The sequence below is a fragment of the Streptomyces longhuiensis genome, from assembly GCF_020616555.1.
Taxonomy (GTDB): domain Bacteria; phylum Actinomycetota; class Actinomycetes; order Streptomycetales; family Streptomycetaceae; genus Streptomyces; species Streptomyces longhuiensis.
In genome coordinates, this window is record NZ_CP085174.1 from 185,583 (window position 1) to 202,015 (window position 16,433).

At 68.2% G+C, this 16,433-nt stretch carries 10 protein-coding genes; 6 read left to right on the top strand and 4 right to left on the bottom strand.

Going from position 1 to position 16,433, the window contains the following annotated elements; translation table 11 throughout:
* Window positions 1–41: 41 nt before the first annotated feature.
* Genes LGI35_RS45950 through LGI35_RS45960 form a run of 3 tightly spaced genes read left to right on the top strand, consistent with a single transcriptional unit; the run spans window position 42 to window position 4,334 of the window.
* Window positions 42–650, top strand: coding sequence for an ATP-dependent DNA ligase (locus tag LGI35_RS45950; RefSeq protein WP_227300978.1), 609 nt, complete (start codon window positions 42–44; stop codon window positions 648–650).
* A 23-nt stretch (window positions 651–673) separates the two neighbouring features.
* On the top strand, window positions 674–1,870 hold the full coding sequence (locus LGI35_RS45955; protein ID WP_227300979.1) for a tyrosine-type recombinase/integrase: 1,197 nt from the start codon (window positions 674–676) through the stop codon (window positions 1,868–1,870).
* Window positions 1,863–4,334 (top strand): tyrosine-type recombinase/integrase, encoded by a 2,472-nt coding sequence (locus LGI35_RS45960; RefSeq protein WP_227300980.1) that lies wholly within the window; start codon window positions 1,863–1,865, stop codon window positions 4,332–4,334. Before LGI35_RS45955 ends, LGI35_RS45960 begins: the two co-directional genes overlap by 8 nt.
* A gap of 225 nt (window positions 4,335–4,559) precedes the next feature.
* On the opposite strand, the gene LGI35_RS45965 is transcribed toward LGI35_RS45960, so the two are convergent.
* Window positions 4,560–5,372: a DUF4253 domain-containing protein gene (locus LGI35_RS45965; protein WP_227300981.1), complete on the bottom strand. Its 813-nt coding sequence runs from the start codon at window positions 5,370–5,372 to the stop codon at window positions 4,560–4,562.
* A 1,211-nt stretch (window positions 5,373–6,583) separates the two neighbouring features.
* Between LGI35_RS45965 and LGI35_RS45970 the strand changes: the two genes are divergently transcribed.
* Window positions 6,584–7,978: a replication-relaxation family protein gene (locus LGI35_RS45970; protein ID WP_227300982.1), complete on the top strand. Its 1,395-nt coding sequence runs from the start codon at window positions 6,584–6,586 to the stop codon at window positions 7,976–7,978.
* A 314-nt stretch (window positions 7,979–8,292) separates the two neighbouring features.
* Here LGI35_RS45970 and LGI35_RS45975 read toward each other — a convergent pair whose 3' ends face one another.
* On the bottom strand, window positions 8,293–8,634 hold the full coding sequence (locus LGI35_RS45975) for a hypothetical protein (RefSeq protein ID WP_227300983.1): 342 nt from the start codon (window positions 8,632–8,634) through the stop codon (window positions 8,293–8,295).
* Window positions 8,634–9,275 carry a hypothetical protein gene (locus LGI35_RS45980; protein WP_227300984.1) on the bottom strand — a complete coding sequence of 214 codons (642 nt, stop codon included), beginning with the start codon at window positions 9,273–9,275 and terminating at the stop codon, window positions 8,634–8,636. The genes LGI35_RS45975 and LGI35_RS45980 overlap by 1 nt, the downstream gene beginning before the upstream one ends.
* Before the next feature lie 215 nt (window positions 9,276–9,490).
* On the opposite strand from LGI35_RS45980, the gene LGI35_RS45985 reads away from it, so the two are divergent.
* Together LGI35_RS45985 and LGI35_RS45990 are read left to right on the top strand one after the other, a co-directional pair.
* Window positions 9,491–11,365, top strand: a complete 1,875-nt coding sequence (locus LGI35_RS45985; RefSeq protein WP_227300985.1) for a helicase HerA domain-containing protein — start codon at window positions 9,491–9,493, stop codon at window positions 11,363–11,365.
* Between the two features lie 201 nt (window positions 11,366–11,566).
* Window positions 11,567–13,489, top strand: coding sequence for an AAA family ATPase (locus tag LGI35_RS45990; RefSeq protein ID WP_227300986.1), 1,923 nt, complete (start codon window positions 11,567–11,569; stop codon window positions 13,487–13,489).
* Between the two features lie 50 nt (window positions 13,490–13,539).
* Here LGI35_RS45990 and LGI35_RS45995 read toward each other — a convergent pair whose 3' ends face one another.
* On the bottom strand, window positions 13,540–15,924 hold the full coding sequence (locus LGI35_RS45995; protein ID WP_227300987.1) for a DEAD/DEAH box helicase: 2,385 nt from the start codon (window positions 15,922–15,924) through the stop codon (window positions 13,540–13,542).
* Window positions 15,925–16,433 lie beyond the last annotated feature (509 nt).

The following is a 16,433-nucleotide window of genomic DNA, read 5'->3' on the forward strand; positions in this document are numbered from 1 at the left end:
GCCAGCAGGCGGCCACGGCCTGGTCGCCGCAGGCTGGCGGCGTGGAGTATCCCGTGGCTGTCGCGCTTGCCGAGGCCGTCCCGACGCTGCCCAAAGGACCAGGCTGGTGGTACGAGATCAAGTTCGACGGCCACCGCACCGTCATGTGGCGTGACGCCGAGACCGTTCGGCTACAGGCCCGGTCCGGCCGGACGGTCACTTCAGCGTGGATGGATCTGGCCGTGGCCGGCATGCGCGCGTTGCGCCCTGGCACGGTCCTCGACGGCGAGGCAGTGATCTACAACGAGAACCGCATCGACTTCAGCGCTGCGCAGTCCCGCGCGAACTCAGGCCCCGTCCGAGCGCGGGAGCTCGCTGCGCTCCTCCCTGCCTCCTACGCCGTGTTCGATGTCCTCGCCCACGACGGGCAGGACGTTCGCGGGCATCCCTACACCGAACGCCGCGCCCTGCTGCTTGATCTGCTTCACGATGTACCGCCCCCGATCCAAGCCGTCCCGGCCACCGACGATCCCGAGGTCGCGCAGCTTTGGTACGACACGCTCCGGGACCAGGGGATCGAGGGAGTCGTGTGCAAGCGGGCTTCTTCCCCGTACCGGGCAGGGCACATCTGGCGTGTTAACTGCACCAGCCGCTCCGATCGGGGCGGCTGATCGCCGTCTAAAGGAAACTCCTGTTGTTAGACCTGCGTCACGAGTTGATCGAAGGCCGGGCAGATGTACCCCGTGTCGGTTCGGTCATCGAGCTGGAGACGATTCCCTGGTACGCCGCTGCCGACGCCAAGGGCACTGTCATTGCCCCCGTCGTGCCGTACCTCCGCAGCCTGATCCTGGACGACAACCGTCCGGCAACCGCCAAGAGCTATGCCCATGACCTCCTTCGCTGGCACCGGCTGCTGTGGTTCCTGGGCATCGACTGGGACCGGGCGACCGAGGCCGAATCATCCGCCCTCGTCGGCTGGCTCCGCGTCGCCCCGAACCCCCAGCGTCACCGCCGAAGCGCCAATGCGCCGCAGCCGGGCTCGGTCAACCCGCGCACCGGCAAGCCCTACCTCAAGGCCGGGTACGCACCTTCCACGATCAACCACTGTCTGACCGTGATCAGCGGCTTCTACGCCTACCACCGGCACTACAACCGCGGTCCGCTTCTCAACCCGGTACCGGAGTCCCGGGCACAGCGCCGGGCTCTGGCCCACCGGGCTCCGGACGGAGAGGTCCCGCAGTTCCGGCGGGCCCGGCTCCGACAGCGGGTCCGCAAGTCCGATCCCCGCTCGATTCCTGACGGGATGTGGGACGAGTTCTTCGCGGCTCTGACCTGCGACCGGGACCGGGCGGCCGTTCTGCTCTACGTCTCCAGCGGATCGCGGGCGAGCGAGCTCCTCGGCGTCACGCCCGGGGACATCAACTGGGCCAAGCAGCTGATCCGGGTCGTCACCAAGGGCACAGATGACCGCGAACCCGTCCCGGTCAGCCCGCAGGCCCTGACGGTCCTGGCGGCCTACCTCGACCACATCGGGCTGCCGCAGGCCGGCGAGCCGGTCTTTCGCACCCGCCGGGCCCCGGACCGGCCGCTGACCTACTGGGCGATGCGCCGGGTGATCCAGCGGGTCAACGACAGGCTTCGCACGAACTGGACGCTGCACGATCTGCGGCATACCGCCGCAACCCGGATGGCGAACGATCCGAACCTGACACTCTCTCAGGTCCGCGCGATCCTGCGGCACACCGATCTGGCGACCACTGGCGACTACCTGAACACCCGGGTCGAGGACCTCTTCGACGCCCTTCAGCAGCACTACAGCCGGCCGCGCGTCGAGCGGACCATCGCACCCGGCTACGACCCCGACGACTTCAAGGCGGTATTCGGTGGTTAACCGCACCACGGTCGAGACCTACACGGCCCGCAACCGGCGGCCACGGCCCCGCGACAGCAGCCGCGAGGCGAGGCGGCCCGGGTTCCAGGGGGCCACCCTTGAGCCGGCACCGGCTCCGCGCCCCAAGCATCCGCCAGCCCCGTTCGGCAATCTGACCACGGCATCGGTCGAGGATCTGTGCGGCCTGGCCGCACAGATCCTGCGAGGGAAGACGAACTCGGTCGCAGAGAAGCGCAGCCGCGGGATCCGGAGGCTCCTCGGCCACCTGGCGACGCTGCCCGGCGATACTTGGCAGGAGCGTTGGGAGGGCAGCGGCTTCAACGACGAGAACGCTCCGTCGGTGACCGTCCTGGCCAGGCCGGAGGTCTGCTACGACAGATCCAACCTGATCTCCGCACTGAAGATGGCGTTCGGCATGAGGGTCATCCAGCCGTCGCTGTCCGGGTTCAGAGCGAACAAGTTCCCGGACTACCCGGAGCCGTTCCGCAAGCTCCAGCGCGACCCTCAACTCGATGAGCTCTTCCGCGCGATCGACTCCCACCCGGGGTGGAAACCCACGAACCGGCTGCGGGCGAAGTTCGACATCGTCTGCGCACTGACCACCCAGGGCATCCCCCTGGCCGACCTCACACCGTCCGCGCTCCTGCACTACGCGATGGAGGTCAAGAGGCTGCGGGTCATTCACGGCGGCAGCAGCAGTAACTCCGGACTCGGCGGTTACGCCGCCTGGGAGGTGCTGAACAGCACCGGTCACTTCCCGCAGAGCACCCCGCCGATCCTGCGCATGATCGTCTACAACGGGCAGAAGACCGTCGAAGAACTCGTCGACAGCTACCTTGTCAAGAACGCCGGTGTCCGTCAGCTCCTGATCGACTACCTCACCCGGCGTCGGGCGGACACCGACTACATCACCCTCCAGGCCCTGGCCCGCAATCTCGCCAACCTGTTCTGGGTGAGCATCGAGCAGATCAGTCCCGGCCAGAAGGACCTCGTGCTCAGCCCAGAGGTCTACGACCAGTGGCGCACGGACCTTCAGCACTGGACGAACGACAAGACGAAGGTCCGCAAGCACTTCGAGACGATCCTGCTGACCGTCCGTGCCTTCTACGTCGACCTCCACAGCTGGGCCATCGCCGAGCCCGAGAAGTGGGCCCACTGGGTTGCTCCCTGCCCGGTCCTGCCGCGCGATCTCAAGGGCTTCGGCAAGCGCCAGCGCGAGAACAACCGGAACATGGCCGACCGCACGCGGATCCGTCAGCCCCTGCTGCCCACGCTTGTCCAGCATGTCGAGTCACGGCACGAGCACCTCGCCGCCCTGCTCGAAGCCGGCCGCAAGGTTCCGCTGGGCGAAGCGTTCACCCTGGGCGGGCTCCGCTACAACCGCACCGACTCCCTCGCGGACCGGCGCCGGGCCAGGCTCCTGGACGAACCGGCCGTCAGGGTCGTCGACCACGCCACGGGCGGGACGACCGACGTGACCGTGGCCGAGGACATCGCCTTCTGGGAGTGGGCGATCGTCGAGCTCCTGCGGCACAGCGGCATCAGGGTGGAAGAGTTGACCGAGCTGACCCACCTCGGTATCCGCCAATACCAGCGGCCGAACGGCGAGGTCATCGCCCTGCTGGTGGTCGCACCCTCCAAGAGCGACCGCGAACGCGTGATCCCGATGTCCGCCGAGCTCTTCCACGTCATCGCGCGGATCGTCCGCCGCCAGACCCCCGACGGGAAGCCGATTCCGCTGGTCAGCCGCTACGACCCACACGAAAAGACCTGGTCAGAGCCCATGCCTTTCCTGCTTCAGCGCAAGATCGGCACCATCCGGGGCGTCATGGCCGCCGGCACTGCCCTCAAGATGCTCCGCCGCACCTGCGTGAGGATCGCCGAGACGAACTCGGCATTCGCCGGGATGACGTTCACCCCGCACGACTTCCGCCGGCTCTTCGCCACGGAGATCGTCAACGGCGGCCTGCCCATCCACATCGGCGCCGCCCTGCTCGGACACCTGAATCTCCAGACGACCCAGGGCTACGTCGCCGTCTTCGCCGAGGACGTCGTCGCCTCCTACCAGCAGTTCCTCAACCACCGCCGGACACAGAGGCCCAACGGCGAATACGCCGACGTCACCCCTCAGGAGTGGGCAGAGTTCGAGGAGCACTTCGACAAGCGCAAGGTCGAACTCGGCAACTGCGCTCGCCCCTACGGATCTTCCTGCCAGCACGAACACGCCTGCATCCGCTGCCCGATGCTCCAGGTCAACCCGAAGATGCTGCCCAGGCTCGCGGAGATCGAGAAGGACCTGATTCTCCGCCGCAAGCGGGCCGAGGAAGAACAGTGGCTCGGCGAGATCGAAGGCATCGACATGACCTTGACCTTCGTCCGCACCAAGCAAGCAGACGCCGCGCGACTCGCCCAACGCACACCCGTCGCCCTCGGCATCCCGACCCGCCGTCCCCGGCCCGACTGAGCCTCTGACACTCGGAGATCCGGACGAATCCCGAGCCGATACCCGGTGTCTTTCTGCCCTGGCGGAGAGCGGATGGCCCCGGCGAGGATGCCAGCCGTGGCCACTGACCAAAACCTCAACCTCACTCCTCTCTGCCCGGCGCACTCGGCACCCGTCTTCGGCGCTGGTGCCGCGATCGGAGTGCTGGGCGGGATGATCGGCCTGGGCGGCGCGGACGGGCCAGGGTCAGTCCCACCAGAATTCCCAGCAGTGCGTGTCGATGAGTCGCTCGGCGTATGCCGCCAGGGTCTGAGGACGAGGGCCCTGCCAGATGCTGTCGGGACAAAAGGCGAAGTGTTCGGCCGCGACCAGCAGAGCATCGTCCCTGCTGGTCGGGGGCATTGCGACGCTCAGGTGGAGCGTGTCAGAACCAACTGCGACCACGCATGCACCGAAGCGTCGTTCCCAGTCGCTCACCACGGCGGAGAACGTGGCGGTGTCGTTGTCCCAGTTGGCGGGTCCGTCCCAGCCGACGAGGGCAAGGGCCTCGGCGCCGGAAGGCGCGGCGACCAGGCCCAGACGTGACTGCGGCCGCCTCAGGACGAAGTGTTCTGCGTACTCAGCAGCCAGCCGGCCGGGATCCGCCGTGGCTTCACGGCCGGGTGCCAGGCCCGGCCAGGTCTGACCAAAGGGGGCCGTGACGGCCAGCCGCTTATCGGGCGACAGCATGTCGTCGTCCTCGTCGATCGCGGTATACGCCGCCCACCACTTCGCGAGCAGATCGGCCGGGTCATGGTCGCCGGGTGATGACATCTGCTCGGGGAAGAGTTCGCCGACGCCCCAGGGCCGGAAGTCGCTGTCCTCGGGGTCGCGCGAGTCGAGAAGCAGGGGCCACACCCCTGAGCGGGGATGCTCGTCGCGGATCCGCTTCCACAACTCTGCAGATACGGCGCCGTCACTCAGCCATAGGGCCTGGACGCCTCCGTCACCTTCATCGGACGTGATCAACCGTCCAGGCGGGAGGTGGACAGCAATGGTCGACAGCAGCTCAGGGTTCACGGGCGGATGCTAGCCGTGGGCTCTGACATGCTCGTGATTGCCTGCCTAACCCTGCCCTCACACGATCAACTCGCCTTGACTTAGTGCAGAGAAGGCAGAAGGTGAGGCACTCGGACACGGTCGACGCGGACGTGGTCGGGTACGTGGGGCCGGCGGCCCGGCCGCACCGGGTAGCGGTGCGGCTGCCGGATGGGAGCAGGGTCCTGTCGCAGGCGTTGACGGCGCCCATCGCGGCGGAAGTGGCACGCCACGTCGCGAAGGCCGGGCCGGGCCGCAGGGCCCGCACCTCTGGCGGCGAGTCGTACGTGACGACGTCGCATGGTCTGGTGGTTGAGGTGCTGGCAGGTACAACCCGTCATGCGGTGGTGACCGTGACGCGCGTCCGATAGCTGCGAACCGCGCCCAACTCACATGCGCTCACGTTGCGGCGATGGTGCGCAGGCGGTGCGGGTGCGGGGGAGTGCGCACCACCGGATGGGATGGCACGACAGCGTGCGCACAGACGGCAGAGTGAGCGACATCTGAGGCGCACCGCTCGGTGGGGGTGCGCTGCATCGTGCACAACTCATCGCACCGGTGCGCGCCTGATGCGCACCGGTGCGTCGCCGACTGTGGTGCGGTGCGCGTGGTGCGCATGGTGCGCGGCCATCGCCGTCGCTGAACAGGCCCTGGGCGGTGTGGCATCGGCCACGGACGAACCCTGCGGTCAAGGGGTGGTCAAGGGGCGAAAGGACACCGCGGGCCGGGATGAGCAGACCGCGGTCAAGGGGTGATCGCGCAGGGTGGCGCCCGTCCCGCGCGCGTCAGGTGCGCGCGGGACGGACGAATAGCCGCCCCGTCCCGGCCTGGCCGGGAGGAACGAGGAGCCCGTGCCCGCACCCGCGCCCGCACCGACCCCCGCCGCCCGGTCCGTGTCGCCCGCGTACTGCGCGCAGCGCTGGGCAAGCCCTGGTGAGCTCCTGCCGCCGGCGCTTCCGGTCCCCCTGCCGAAGCCACTTCCGTGCCCGACGTCCGCGCACCCTGCATTTCCCCTGTTCACCACCGCTTTCCGGGGGCCGTACCGGATTGTCACAACCCTCTTCTCTCCCCTTGCACTTGAGTTGGTTGTCGGTGGTGGAGGAGATCATCGGGTTCGGGGGGCCGGATCCCTCCACGGCCGGGGGCCGGCGCCCGGCCGGTGGCCGGACGCGATCGATGGGAGGGCGGGAGTGATGGCGGGCAAGCGCAAGGCGAACGAGGCGGGATCGTCGAACGGGCTGCGCGGCGACGTGCTGTGCGTGCTCGGGGTGCTCAAGGTCGCGACCGCCGACCAGATACAGCGGCTGGCCTCGCCGCACCTGACCTACCGGCACACCCTGAAGAAGACGGCGGCCCTGCGGAAGGAAGCACGCACCGCCTCCCACCGTGGTGCGGCGAACGACCTGCGGCGCCATGGCCTGGCCGTCGACGGCGGCCGGACCCGGGGCGGTGAAGAGGTCCGGCTGCTCACCAAGGACGGGCTGGCCGCCGCCGCGATCGACCTGGACCGCGAGCCGGAGGAGATGGGCGGCATGCCCAAGAGCGCCGGCCGCTCCGGGGCCTCGCACCCCATGACGGTGAACGAGACGGTCATCGCGCTGATCCGCCCGAAGCCCGACCTCGACCTGGTCGCGGGGGAGCCGGCCGCAGCGGTCGCCGCCGCGAACGCCGCCGTCGACGCACCCAAGGGGATCGGCGCCATCACCTCCTACGCCACCGAGGTCGCGCTCCCGGTGAAGGGCACCTGGAAGAACCCCGCGATCGGCAGCGCCCGCGCCGACGTCGTCGTGACCGCCCCGGACGACGATGTGCCGCTGCTGCTCATCGAGGTCGACAACTGCACCGAGGAAGCCGTCCTCATCGCCGCGAAGTTCGACAAGTACGCCCGGTTCTTCCAGCGGAAGGAGAAGGACACCGACGGCGTCGAGAAACCGATGTGGCGCACCCGCTGGTCCGCACCCGCCTGGGAGGGATACGAGCGTGTGCACCCGCCGGTCCTGCTCGTCTTCCACCAGGTCGGCAAGCGCTCCGCGAAGAGCCAGATGGAGAGGGTCGCCGACCTCACCCGCCACCACTGGCAGGGCCGGTGGCATAGCGGGAGCGGCTTCCACTCCTACGACGGCTGCATCCCCATCGTGGCGACCACGCTGGAGCTGCTGCGCGAGCACGGACCGGCCGGGCCCGCGTTCTGGCGCTTCGGCCGCAAGGAGCGACAGCCGCTGCTGGACGCGATCGGCAACCCCCGCCGGGACGCCGCACTCGCCCGCAGCCGCCAAGCCGCCCAGGAAGAGCAACAGCGCCGCGCGGAGCGGGAAGCCGCGGAGCGGGAGGCACAGCGGCCGGTGTGCGTGGACTGCGGGCGGAAGTTCACCGACGACCGGTTGGAGGCAACCGACTTCCGGAACTGGCAAAACCCCGAGTCGCACCCGCACCTGTGCGAGGACTGCCAGAGCCGGGCCGTCGCAATCGAGCAGCAGGCCGAAGCCGACGAACGCGACCGGCAGGAGCAGGAGCACCTGCGCCAGGAGCAGGAAGCCGAGCAGGCAGCGCACAAGGCCGGCGGCTGGCTCTCCCGCTTCCGCACCTGACCCCGGCAAGCTGTGGTGACCGGCCAGGAGGCAAGCCCAGGGAGGCCCTGGGCAAGCCCGCGTTGTCGGTGGCGACTGGAACGCTTGACGGATGAACGGCGATGAGCAGACCAGACCTACGCCACGCTCATCGGCGGGCCGCTGGACGGGCTGCTCCTGGACGTCACCATTAGTGCCCGGAGGAGATCGACGGCGGGGTCGCCCGAGCTCGGGCGGTGGCCCGGCGGCCGCGCGCTGTACGACCCGCGCCCGGAAGAACTGCGCGCACCCGGCCCTCTCACCCGAGGACCGGGCCCGGAGCGCGTGCCCGGTCGTCAGCGAGCGCTGCGGTCGATCAGGGGACCACGCCTCCAGAAGACGCCCGTGGAGTCCTCGTCACGGGCCATCCACACCATGCGGGGACCACCGTTGTCGGCGGCTTCGGCGATGCGCTCCACCAGCGTCGTGCAGAGGTCTGCGGCTTCGTCCTCCTCGATGTCGTCGGTCGGGAACCCGGCCCGTACGTCCTGGCGTGCTTCCTGCCCGCCGTGGAGAGCGATGGTCAGGAACTCGGGCTGCTTCACGTCCCACCACACCTGCTCGATGGTGTCGGCCCGCACCATGCGCACGCCCAGGGCATCGCTGTGCAGTTCCACCCACACGTCCGTGACGGTCATCAGCCCTGCCCTCCAACGCGTCGGGGCTCCATGCCGATCGCGTAGGCGACGTCCTCGGACAGGCTCTCGTACGGCAGGCCGGCCTTCTCCACGATCCCGGCCAGCACTCCAGGTTCGGCGTAGTAGGTGCAGTCGGTCAGCCCGGCCTCCAGGCGAGCCAGGCGGCGCAGGAAGCGTTCCATATCGACGGGGCCGCCGCCGCGCATTGCTTTCCACGAGTGCGCGTACCGGTTCGCCCAGTCCTGCAGATGGCTCGCCTCACCGTCGAACAGGCCGCCTGCGTCCCGCTGCCCACGACGGGAGCCGACGCTCATCGGCCGGAGCCGGTGGTGCCGGGCGGTGGAGGGCCGCCTGTAGACCCAGAGCTCCGCGCCGCTACCGCCGGAGTCGACCACCACCGACCCGGGCAGCAGGTCCCACGTCTCCTCGATGACGGTCGCGGCCTTGTCGATGTCGCTCGCCGGTCGGCCGGGCACGAGCTGCACGTGCCCGACCCAGCCGTCGTCATGCTCCAGTACATCGAGCACCGCCCCCGGCAGCGGCCCGTCAGGGGAGGCGATCTCGCGGTCCCAGAGCTCCTGCGCGTCCTTGCCTCGCTGGAGGAACTGCCCCCGCCTGCGCTGCTGTTCGTGGTCCGTCATCGGTCCCTCTTCCCGTAGATCGGCCCTGCACCTTCCGTTGTACCGACCGCGCCGCACAGATGGATGGCGTAGGGATTTTTGGGCCACGGAGTTGTCCACAGTTCGCAGCTCAGGGCCCGCATCTCGCCGCGCTCTATCCACAGGTCAACGGCTTTACGGTTCGTGTCCACTTCCGGGTGTGAGGTGCCGGGACGCAGATCGAAAGGGCACGGCCGATGACACAGACGAAGTTCGACAAGCAGGTGGAAGAGACCGCCGAATCCCTCGCGTTCGGGATCGGCCGGGTCCTGGGCGGCCGGGACCTGGACGGCGTGAAGCGGACCGACGCCACCTTCTGGCGGCCGGGCACCCGCGTCTTGCCGAAGGTGGAGGGTCGTGTGCCCCGCCGCTCCTACAAGGCAGGGTGGCGGCGCCTTTCCTTCCGCGTCGCGCTGGGGGCCGGTGTCGCGGAGAGCGGCTACCTGGCCACCCGGGACCTGGACGTCACCGTGCAGACCGCCCAGGACCTCTGGGAGAACCGGGACCAGGTCCTCGCGACGCTGGAGCCCGGCGGGATCGGTACGGCCTCCGTCCTCACCGTCGGCAGCGTGGCGTACATGGTGCTGACCCGCGAGCGCCGGGAGCTGATGCGCGAGTGGGTCGTCCCGCTGCACGAAGCGATCGTCGGACCGCTGGGCTACGCGGAGCAGACCGACCCGCGCCGCTACCTCCACATCCCGAAGAACTTCTCCGACGACGACGCGGAGATACGCGTCGACCTGCCCAGGACCCTGAAGTTCTCACGCGACCAGATCGCCGACCTCATCACCCAGAAGCTCGCCCTGGAGGGCGTGACGTTCTCCTGGAACGTCGCCGGGCGCGACACCCATCTGCTGATGAAGAAGACCCGCAAGCCCCCGGCCAAGGCCCTCTTCAAAGAACTCAAGATGCGGGAAATGGTGGCCAAGGCCCCGGAGTCCGCACCGGTCATCGGGATCGGTTCCGCGGGCCGGGTTGTCTCCGTCGACCTGGACGCCGAATCCCCGCACATCCTGGTCAACGCCTCCACCGGCGGCGGCAAGTCGGTGACCCTGCGCTGCATCGCCTGCCAGATGCTCCACCACGGCTCGCGGGTGTTCGTCCTCGACACCAAGCGGATCTCCCACCCGTGGGCGAACGGCCTTCCCGGCGTCACCTACTGCCGCGACACCGCCGACATCCACGACGCCCTGGTCGAACTCGGCATGGAAGGCCGGCGCCGGGTGCACGTCGCCGACGAACTCGGCATCGACACCGACCCGAACGCGATTGGCCCGCGGCTGCTGATCCTCCTCGAAGAGGTCAACGCCACGATGAAGCAGTTGGCCCGCTACTGGGAAAAGACCCGCGAGTCCGGTGACCCGAAGGTCTCCCCGGCCGTCGACGCGCTCAACGAGATCCTCTACATGGGCCGCCAGGTCCGCATGCACGTGCTCTTGGTCGCCCAGTCCGCGACGGCCCGCGCCCTCGGGGGCCCGGAAATCCGCGAGCAGTTCGCGACCCGCATCATGGCCCGCTACAGCATGAACGCCTGGCGCATGCTCGCCCCGGAGATCCAGCCGGCACCGAAGTCCACGAAGCACCCGGGGCGCGCCCAGGTCGTCATGGGCGGCACTGCCCGCGAGACCCAGGTGCTGTTCTTCACCGACGCCGAAGCCCGGGAGTGGGCCAGCCCCGGCGCGGCCGTCACCAGCCCGAAGCGCGCAGCCGTCCCGGCGCAGCCCGGCCCGGTACAGGTGCAGAAGCTGCCTACTGACTTCCTCACCGGCGCCCACCGCATCACGCCCCCGGCAGCCGACCCGGCGGGCGACGGCGCGGTCAGCGCCACCACGGCGACGTCGCCGGCGAACCCGGCCCCGGCCGACGACGACCAGGCGGTGGGGCTGCGCGAGGCCCACGAACACCACCTGCCGGACGTCACCCTCGCTGCCCTGCGCTACGCCCGCGCCAACGACCCGGCCTTCCCCGGCTCAGTCGACAAGCGCGGCGCCGAACTCCTCTACCGCGTCGGCGACCTCAAGCAGTGGGCCCGCAACCGACCCCGCGCCGCCGCCGGCACCACCGACCACTGAGCTCGCCTCCAGTACGGCGACCGCCTCGGTCACTCGTCTGTGCCGTCGCCGACTGCTGAGATGACTGATCCGAAATACGGGCGAGGCGACCTGCGGTGCAGCAAGTAGCCGAGACGCGTTTTGGGCAGGTCGTCCCCGCAGATACATGGAGGATTCTCAATGCGCTCGATCTGGCGCGGCAAGCAGTAGCAGACTGGTCGGATGCTGCTCACTCAGGTGCGAAGTCGCCTCTTTCGTAACATCGTTGACAGCGGCGACGTCGCCATCGCGCCCGATGTCACGGCACTGGTCGGGAAGAACGAGAGCGGGAAGACATCGCTGCTCTCGTCGATCTACCGCTTCAACCCCGTGTACGGGGAATCCTTCAACATCAACAGGGACTACCCGCGCTGGCGGAAGGTCCCTGACACGCGTTCGGGCGCGATCGCCGACGCTCAGCCGATCACCTGCACCTTCAAGCTCGACGACTCTGACCTGGAGGCCGTCGCTGCCGAACTTGGACCCGGTGTGCTCACCGCCACCGCGTACACCCGATCTGTCTTGTACAACGGGACGGACGAGGTCGATCTGGTCGTCGACGAGGCCGCTGCGCTGGAGAACCTGTACGAGGACGAGGAGACCCCCGAGGCTCTCCGAAGCGCTCTCGGAGCAAAGAGCCTTGCTGAAGCCCTCGAAGCCGCCATTGGTCCGGAATACGCCGCCGACCTGGAGCTCGCGGCGGACACGGGATACACCAGGGACGACATCAACCTGTTCGTCCAGGCCGCACGCCAGCGCCTGGGCGACGTCGACAGTGCCTGGCAGCGAGCGGCACGCATTGTGCGTGCGCGCGAGCCGAAGTTCTTCTACTTCAGCTCCTACGAAACTTTGCCCGGCCGGATAGCGCTCAGCGATCTCGGAGGCCAAGAAGAGGAGCCCGGCGCCTCCGAGATCCAGACGGCCAAGGCATTGCTCGCCCTCGCAGGCACGACGGCGACCGCTCTGTCAGCGGAGGACTTCGAGGACCGCAAGGCCGAACTCGAAGCAGTGAGTAACGATCTCACGCGTCAGGTCTTTACCTACTGGAACCAGAATCCCGACCTCTCTGTCGTGATCGACCTGGACAAGACCACCGTCCAGGCCCCGAACGGTCAGCAGGCGGTCGCCAGCCATCTCGACATCCGCGTGCGCGACACCCGCCACGAGTTCACCAACAACTTCTCCGCCCGCTCCAGCGGTTTCCAGTGGTTCTTCAGCTTCCTCGCGGCCTTCTCCGCCTTCGAGGACTACTCCCACGGGGTCGTCGTCCTCCTTGACGAGCCTGGACTCAGCCTCCACGGCCGCGCCCAGGCGGACTTCCTGCGCTTCATCAACGAACGCCTCGCGCCGACCGCGCAGGTCATCTACACAACCCACTCTCCCTTTATGGTCGAAACGGCTCGTCTCGACCGTGTGCGGATCGTTGAGGACCGCGGAGTCGAGTTCGGCTCCCTCGTCACCGACGAGGTCCTTGGCGTCACCGATGACTCCCTCTTTCCGCTGCAGGCCGCCCTCGGCTACGACATCGCCCAGAACCTCTTTGTCGGCCCCGACAACCTCCTGGTCGAAGGCACCAGCGACTTCACCTACCTCACCCTCATCAGCGACCTGTTGAAAGACGCCGACCGAACCCATCTCGACGAGCGCTGGCGCATCCTGCCTGCTGGCGGCGCCACGAACATCCCCGCCTTCGTCGCCCTCATCGGCAAGAACCTCGACGCAACCGTCCTCATCGATGGCAGCCCCGCAGGCGTCACTAAGATCAAGAACCTCACGGGCAAGGGCCTGCTGGCTCCCGCGCGACTCCTGATCGTCGACACCTACAGCGGCATCGGGGAGAGCGACATCGAGGATCTGTTTGCCCCGGAGGACTACCTCAGGCTCTACAACGCCGCCTTCGGAAGCACCCTCCAGGTCAGCGACCTCAACGGAAGCGATCGGATCATCGCCCGCATCGCCCGGGCCACCAGGACCCAGTTCAAGGAGCACGGCCGCCCCTCGGACGCCCTCCTCCGGAACCGGGACACCCTTCTGCCGGAACTCTCCGAGATCACCTTGAGCCGCTTCGAGCAGCTCTTCACCGACATCAACAGCACCCTCCGCTGAGCCCACGAGGGGCGGGCCACCGGTTGCTGCCCCGCCCCTCGTGCCCTCGCCTATGCTGCCCAGTCGAGTCCGAGGGCGGCCAGTACCTGGAGTTTGTGGGCGGTGAGTTTGGCGCGCCTGGTCTTGCTGTTGGACAGGAATACTCCGAGCTTGACCTCCGTCCCGTCCGGCAACGCCTCTACGTGAGCCCTGGGGACCTTCACAGAGCCCTCGCGGGCCTTGTACTGCGCCAAGGCCGCAACACCCCGCTCGAAGGCGCTAACGGGTGCCGTGAACGGCTTCGCGGGCGCCGCCGGCTCCGGAACGTGGGGGACGACGCCGACGGCCTCCAGGCGTTCACGCTGTCCGTCCGATAGCGCCGCCCAGACTTCGGGCTTGCGCTGCTTGGCCAGCCACTTCCCGATGTCCATCCCGTGCACGGTGACGCCCGGCTCGACGTACGCCAGGATCGTCTCCTCAGCGAGCATCTCCCGGACCACGGCGTAGTGCCGTTGCCAGGCGGCTGGCCATGGTGGGTTCCAGTCCGCGTCGATCTCCCGCAGCGCGGCCTCCCACTCCGGCCTGTCGGCGAGCGCTCCGGGGCGGCGCAGGTTGGACAGCCACTGCCCCACCGGCTTGTCCAGCGCCGATGCGGTGCGGGGCGCGCAGAGTGTCCAGTGCTCCTCGTAGTACGCGCGGGCCGCCGCCAGGTTCTCCTGGAAGCGTTCGTCGGCCGGAGACCAGACCATGCCCAGTTTCTCGAGCCGCTGGGCGCGCTGGCCGGTCATCTGCCCCGCCCCGTATGCCCGTCGCTGTTCCGCGACCCACTGCCCAAGGGGGTAGGCGCCCTCTTTGTGTCCGTACGGAACCCTGGCGTGAAGCTCACGGTCGGTGAACTTTTTGAGGGACGCCCAGCCGCGCGCCCAGTCCTGCTTCTCCGTGTCGATCACGTTGAAGGACACCCAGTCAGCGACCATCACGGGGTCACGCGGAGCGGCAAAACGGAGCAGCAGACGGGATTCGTCCTCGCCTTCCTCGGGCGGTGGACCGATGTACTCGGACGGCTGCGCGACGTCCTTCTGCGGCTCCTGTGGAATGGCCAGCAACTCGATTGCTTCTTCATCGTGAGCGCGCAGGCCTTCCAGTACCTTCACCAAAGGCCGGTACGACCCGGAGGTGAACATGTCTTCCGGCTTTTCTCCGGGCTGGAGGAACACCGGCACGATCAGAGAGGCGACTTTGCCTTGTCCGGGCTTTTGCCGCAGGGCCCGGCCGATGGCTTGGACGATGTCGTGCGGAGCGCCCTTGGGGTCCAGGAGGGCGACGCTGTCCACGGCGCGGATGTCGACGCCCTCGCCCAGGACACGACAGTTCGACAGGACGGCCCGCAGCGCGGTGGACCCGAAGCCGCCCAGGACTCCCCGCCGGCGCTCGGGGACGTGCTCGCCGCACAGCCAGTCCGCCCAGACCTCCGACGGGTACGCCTCCGGCTGATCCACGTGCAACCGCTTAGCCACCCGCTCAAGGCCCTCCGCGTAAGCCTGCGCCTCTATGGTCCGGTGGTGGAAGGTGATGCACGTCTGGAGGTTGTGCTGCGCCATCGTGTGAAGCAACGCCGCCTGCAGCGCCCCGAGCCGCTGCCCGCGGACCTCCTCGGTGTGCCGCTCCTCACCCATCAGCCGCTCGGGCGTGACGACCGGGTCCTGAAGCTCCAGAACGATGATCTGATACCGCGCAAGCAGGCCGCGCGACACGGCCGACGCCAGGCTGAGCTTGTAGAGGACCGGCCCGAAGACCTTCTCGTCGTCCATGGAGGCCGCCATCTCACGCGGCAGCGGGTCACGTACCCCTTCGGCGACCTCGCGGTTCAGGCGCTCCTCCCAGATCCGCGGCGTCGCCGTCAGGTACAGCCGGCGGTGCGCCGGGATCTTCGTCTGATCATGAATATCCGCCCACGCCTTACCCATCGAGCCCGACGTCCGGTGCGCCTCATCGACCACCGCGAGGTCCATCGGGGCCAACTGCTGCCCGTAGACGCCCTCGAACGCCTCCGTGAGCACCCCCAGCGACGCGTAGGTGGCATAGATGGTCACAGGCCCGGCGCCGTGCCACAGCGCCAACTGAACGGGGTTCGTGGTGGAGCGCACCTTCATGCTCCACAGCTCCGGGTCGTCCTGGAGCGAACACACGGCAACCGCCGGCCCCTTGTGCCCGGCGTCGTGCCACGCCTTCACCGTCTGCGCCAGCAGATCCAGCGTCGGCACCAGCACGAGAATGCGCCCCTTGGGGACGATCCGCTTTGCCGACGCTGCGGCAATAATCGTCTTTCCCGTGCCACACGCGGCGTGCACCTGCCCGCGAAGACCGGTCCAGGGAACACCGCCCGGCGGGATATCGAAGCCGCGCACAATGGCGGCAACGGCTTCGATCTGGTGGTCACGTAGTTTTACGGCCATGCCCCGACTTCTCCTTTTAGCGGAATGTGGCGCGCAATCAGGAAGGGAATCCCGGTGCGAAGTGAGCGGTGCTGGAGGTGAGGTGCCTGGTCCCCAAACTCTACACAGCGACACCTCGTGATGCATCGCTTGCTTGCCAACTTCGCTCCCCAAGGTGAATGCATGTCTCAATCTCGCCCATCAACGGCCGATTGTCCTGTATGCTTGGAGGGTATTGGTGAACTCGTCGGGGCAGTTTGAGGGTGGGGGAGGGGTTCGGGTGGAGCGCAGCGGAGCCCGTCACTGCGGCGAGGCCGGCATCCCGTCAGGCCGACGATCTGTCACCTTCGTTGCAAGGGTGGTGGCTGGGAATCCCAAGCCTTACACAGGCTCGAGCGTGATGCACCCGGTCCTGCTGTCAGCTCGGGTAATCACGCTTGCGTGATTACCCGTCAATTCGCGCTTGCGCGGATTGACACTCTTTCAGAATTCCGCTTGCGGAATTCATTCCCGCGCTTGCGCGGGAATTT

Excerpts from the sequence above, each read along its gene's own strand:
- LGI35_RS45970 (WP_227300982.1), top strand. The coding sequence starts at position 6,584 with ATGGCGGGCAAGCGCAAGGCGAACGAGGCGGGATCGTCGAACGGGCTG.
- LGI35_RS45995 (WP_227300987.1), bottom strand. The coding sequence starts at position 15,924 with ATGGCCGTAAAACTACGTGACCACCAGATCGAAGCCGTTGCCGCCATT.
- LGI35_RS45975 (WP_227300983.1), bottom strand. The coding sequence starts at position 8,634 with ATGACCGTCACGGACGTGTGGGTGGAACTGCACAGCGATGCCCTGGGC.
- LGI35_RS45990 (WP_227300986.1), top strand. The coding sequence starts at position 11,567 with ATGCTGCTCACTCAGGTGCGAAGTCGCCTCTTTCGTAACATCGTTGAC.
- LGI35_RS45985 (WP_227300985.1), top strand. The coding sequence starts at position 9,491 with ATGACACAGACGAAGTTCGACAAGCAGGTGGAAGAGACCGCCGAATCC.
- LGI35_RS45980 (WP_227300984.1), bottom strand. The coding sequence starts at position 9,275 with ATGACGGACCACGAACAGCAGCGCAGGCGGGGGCAGTTCCTCCAGCGA.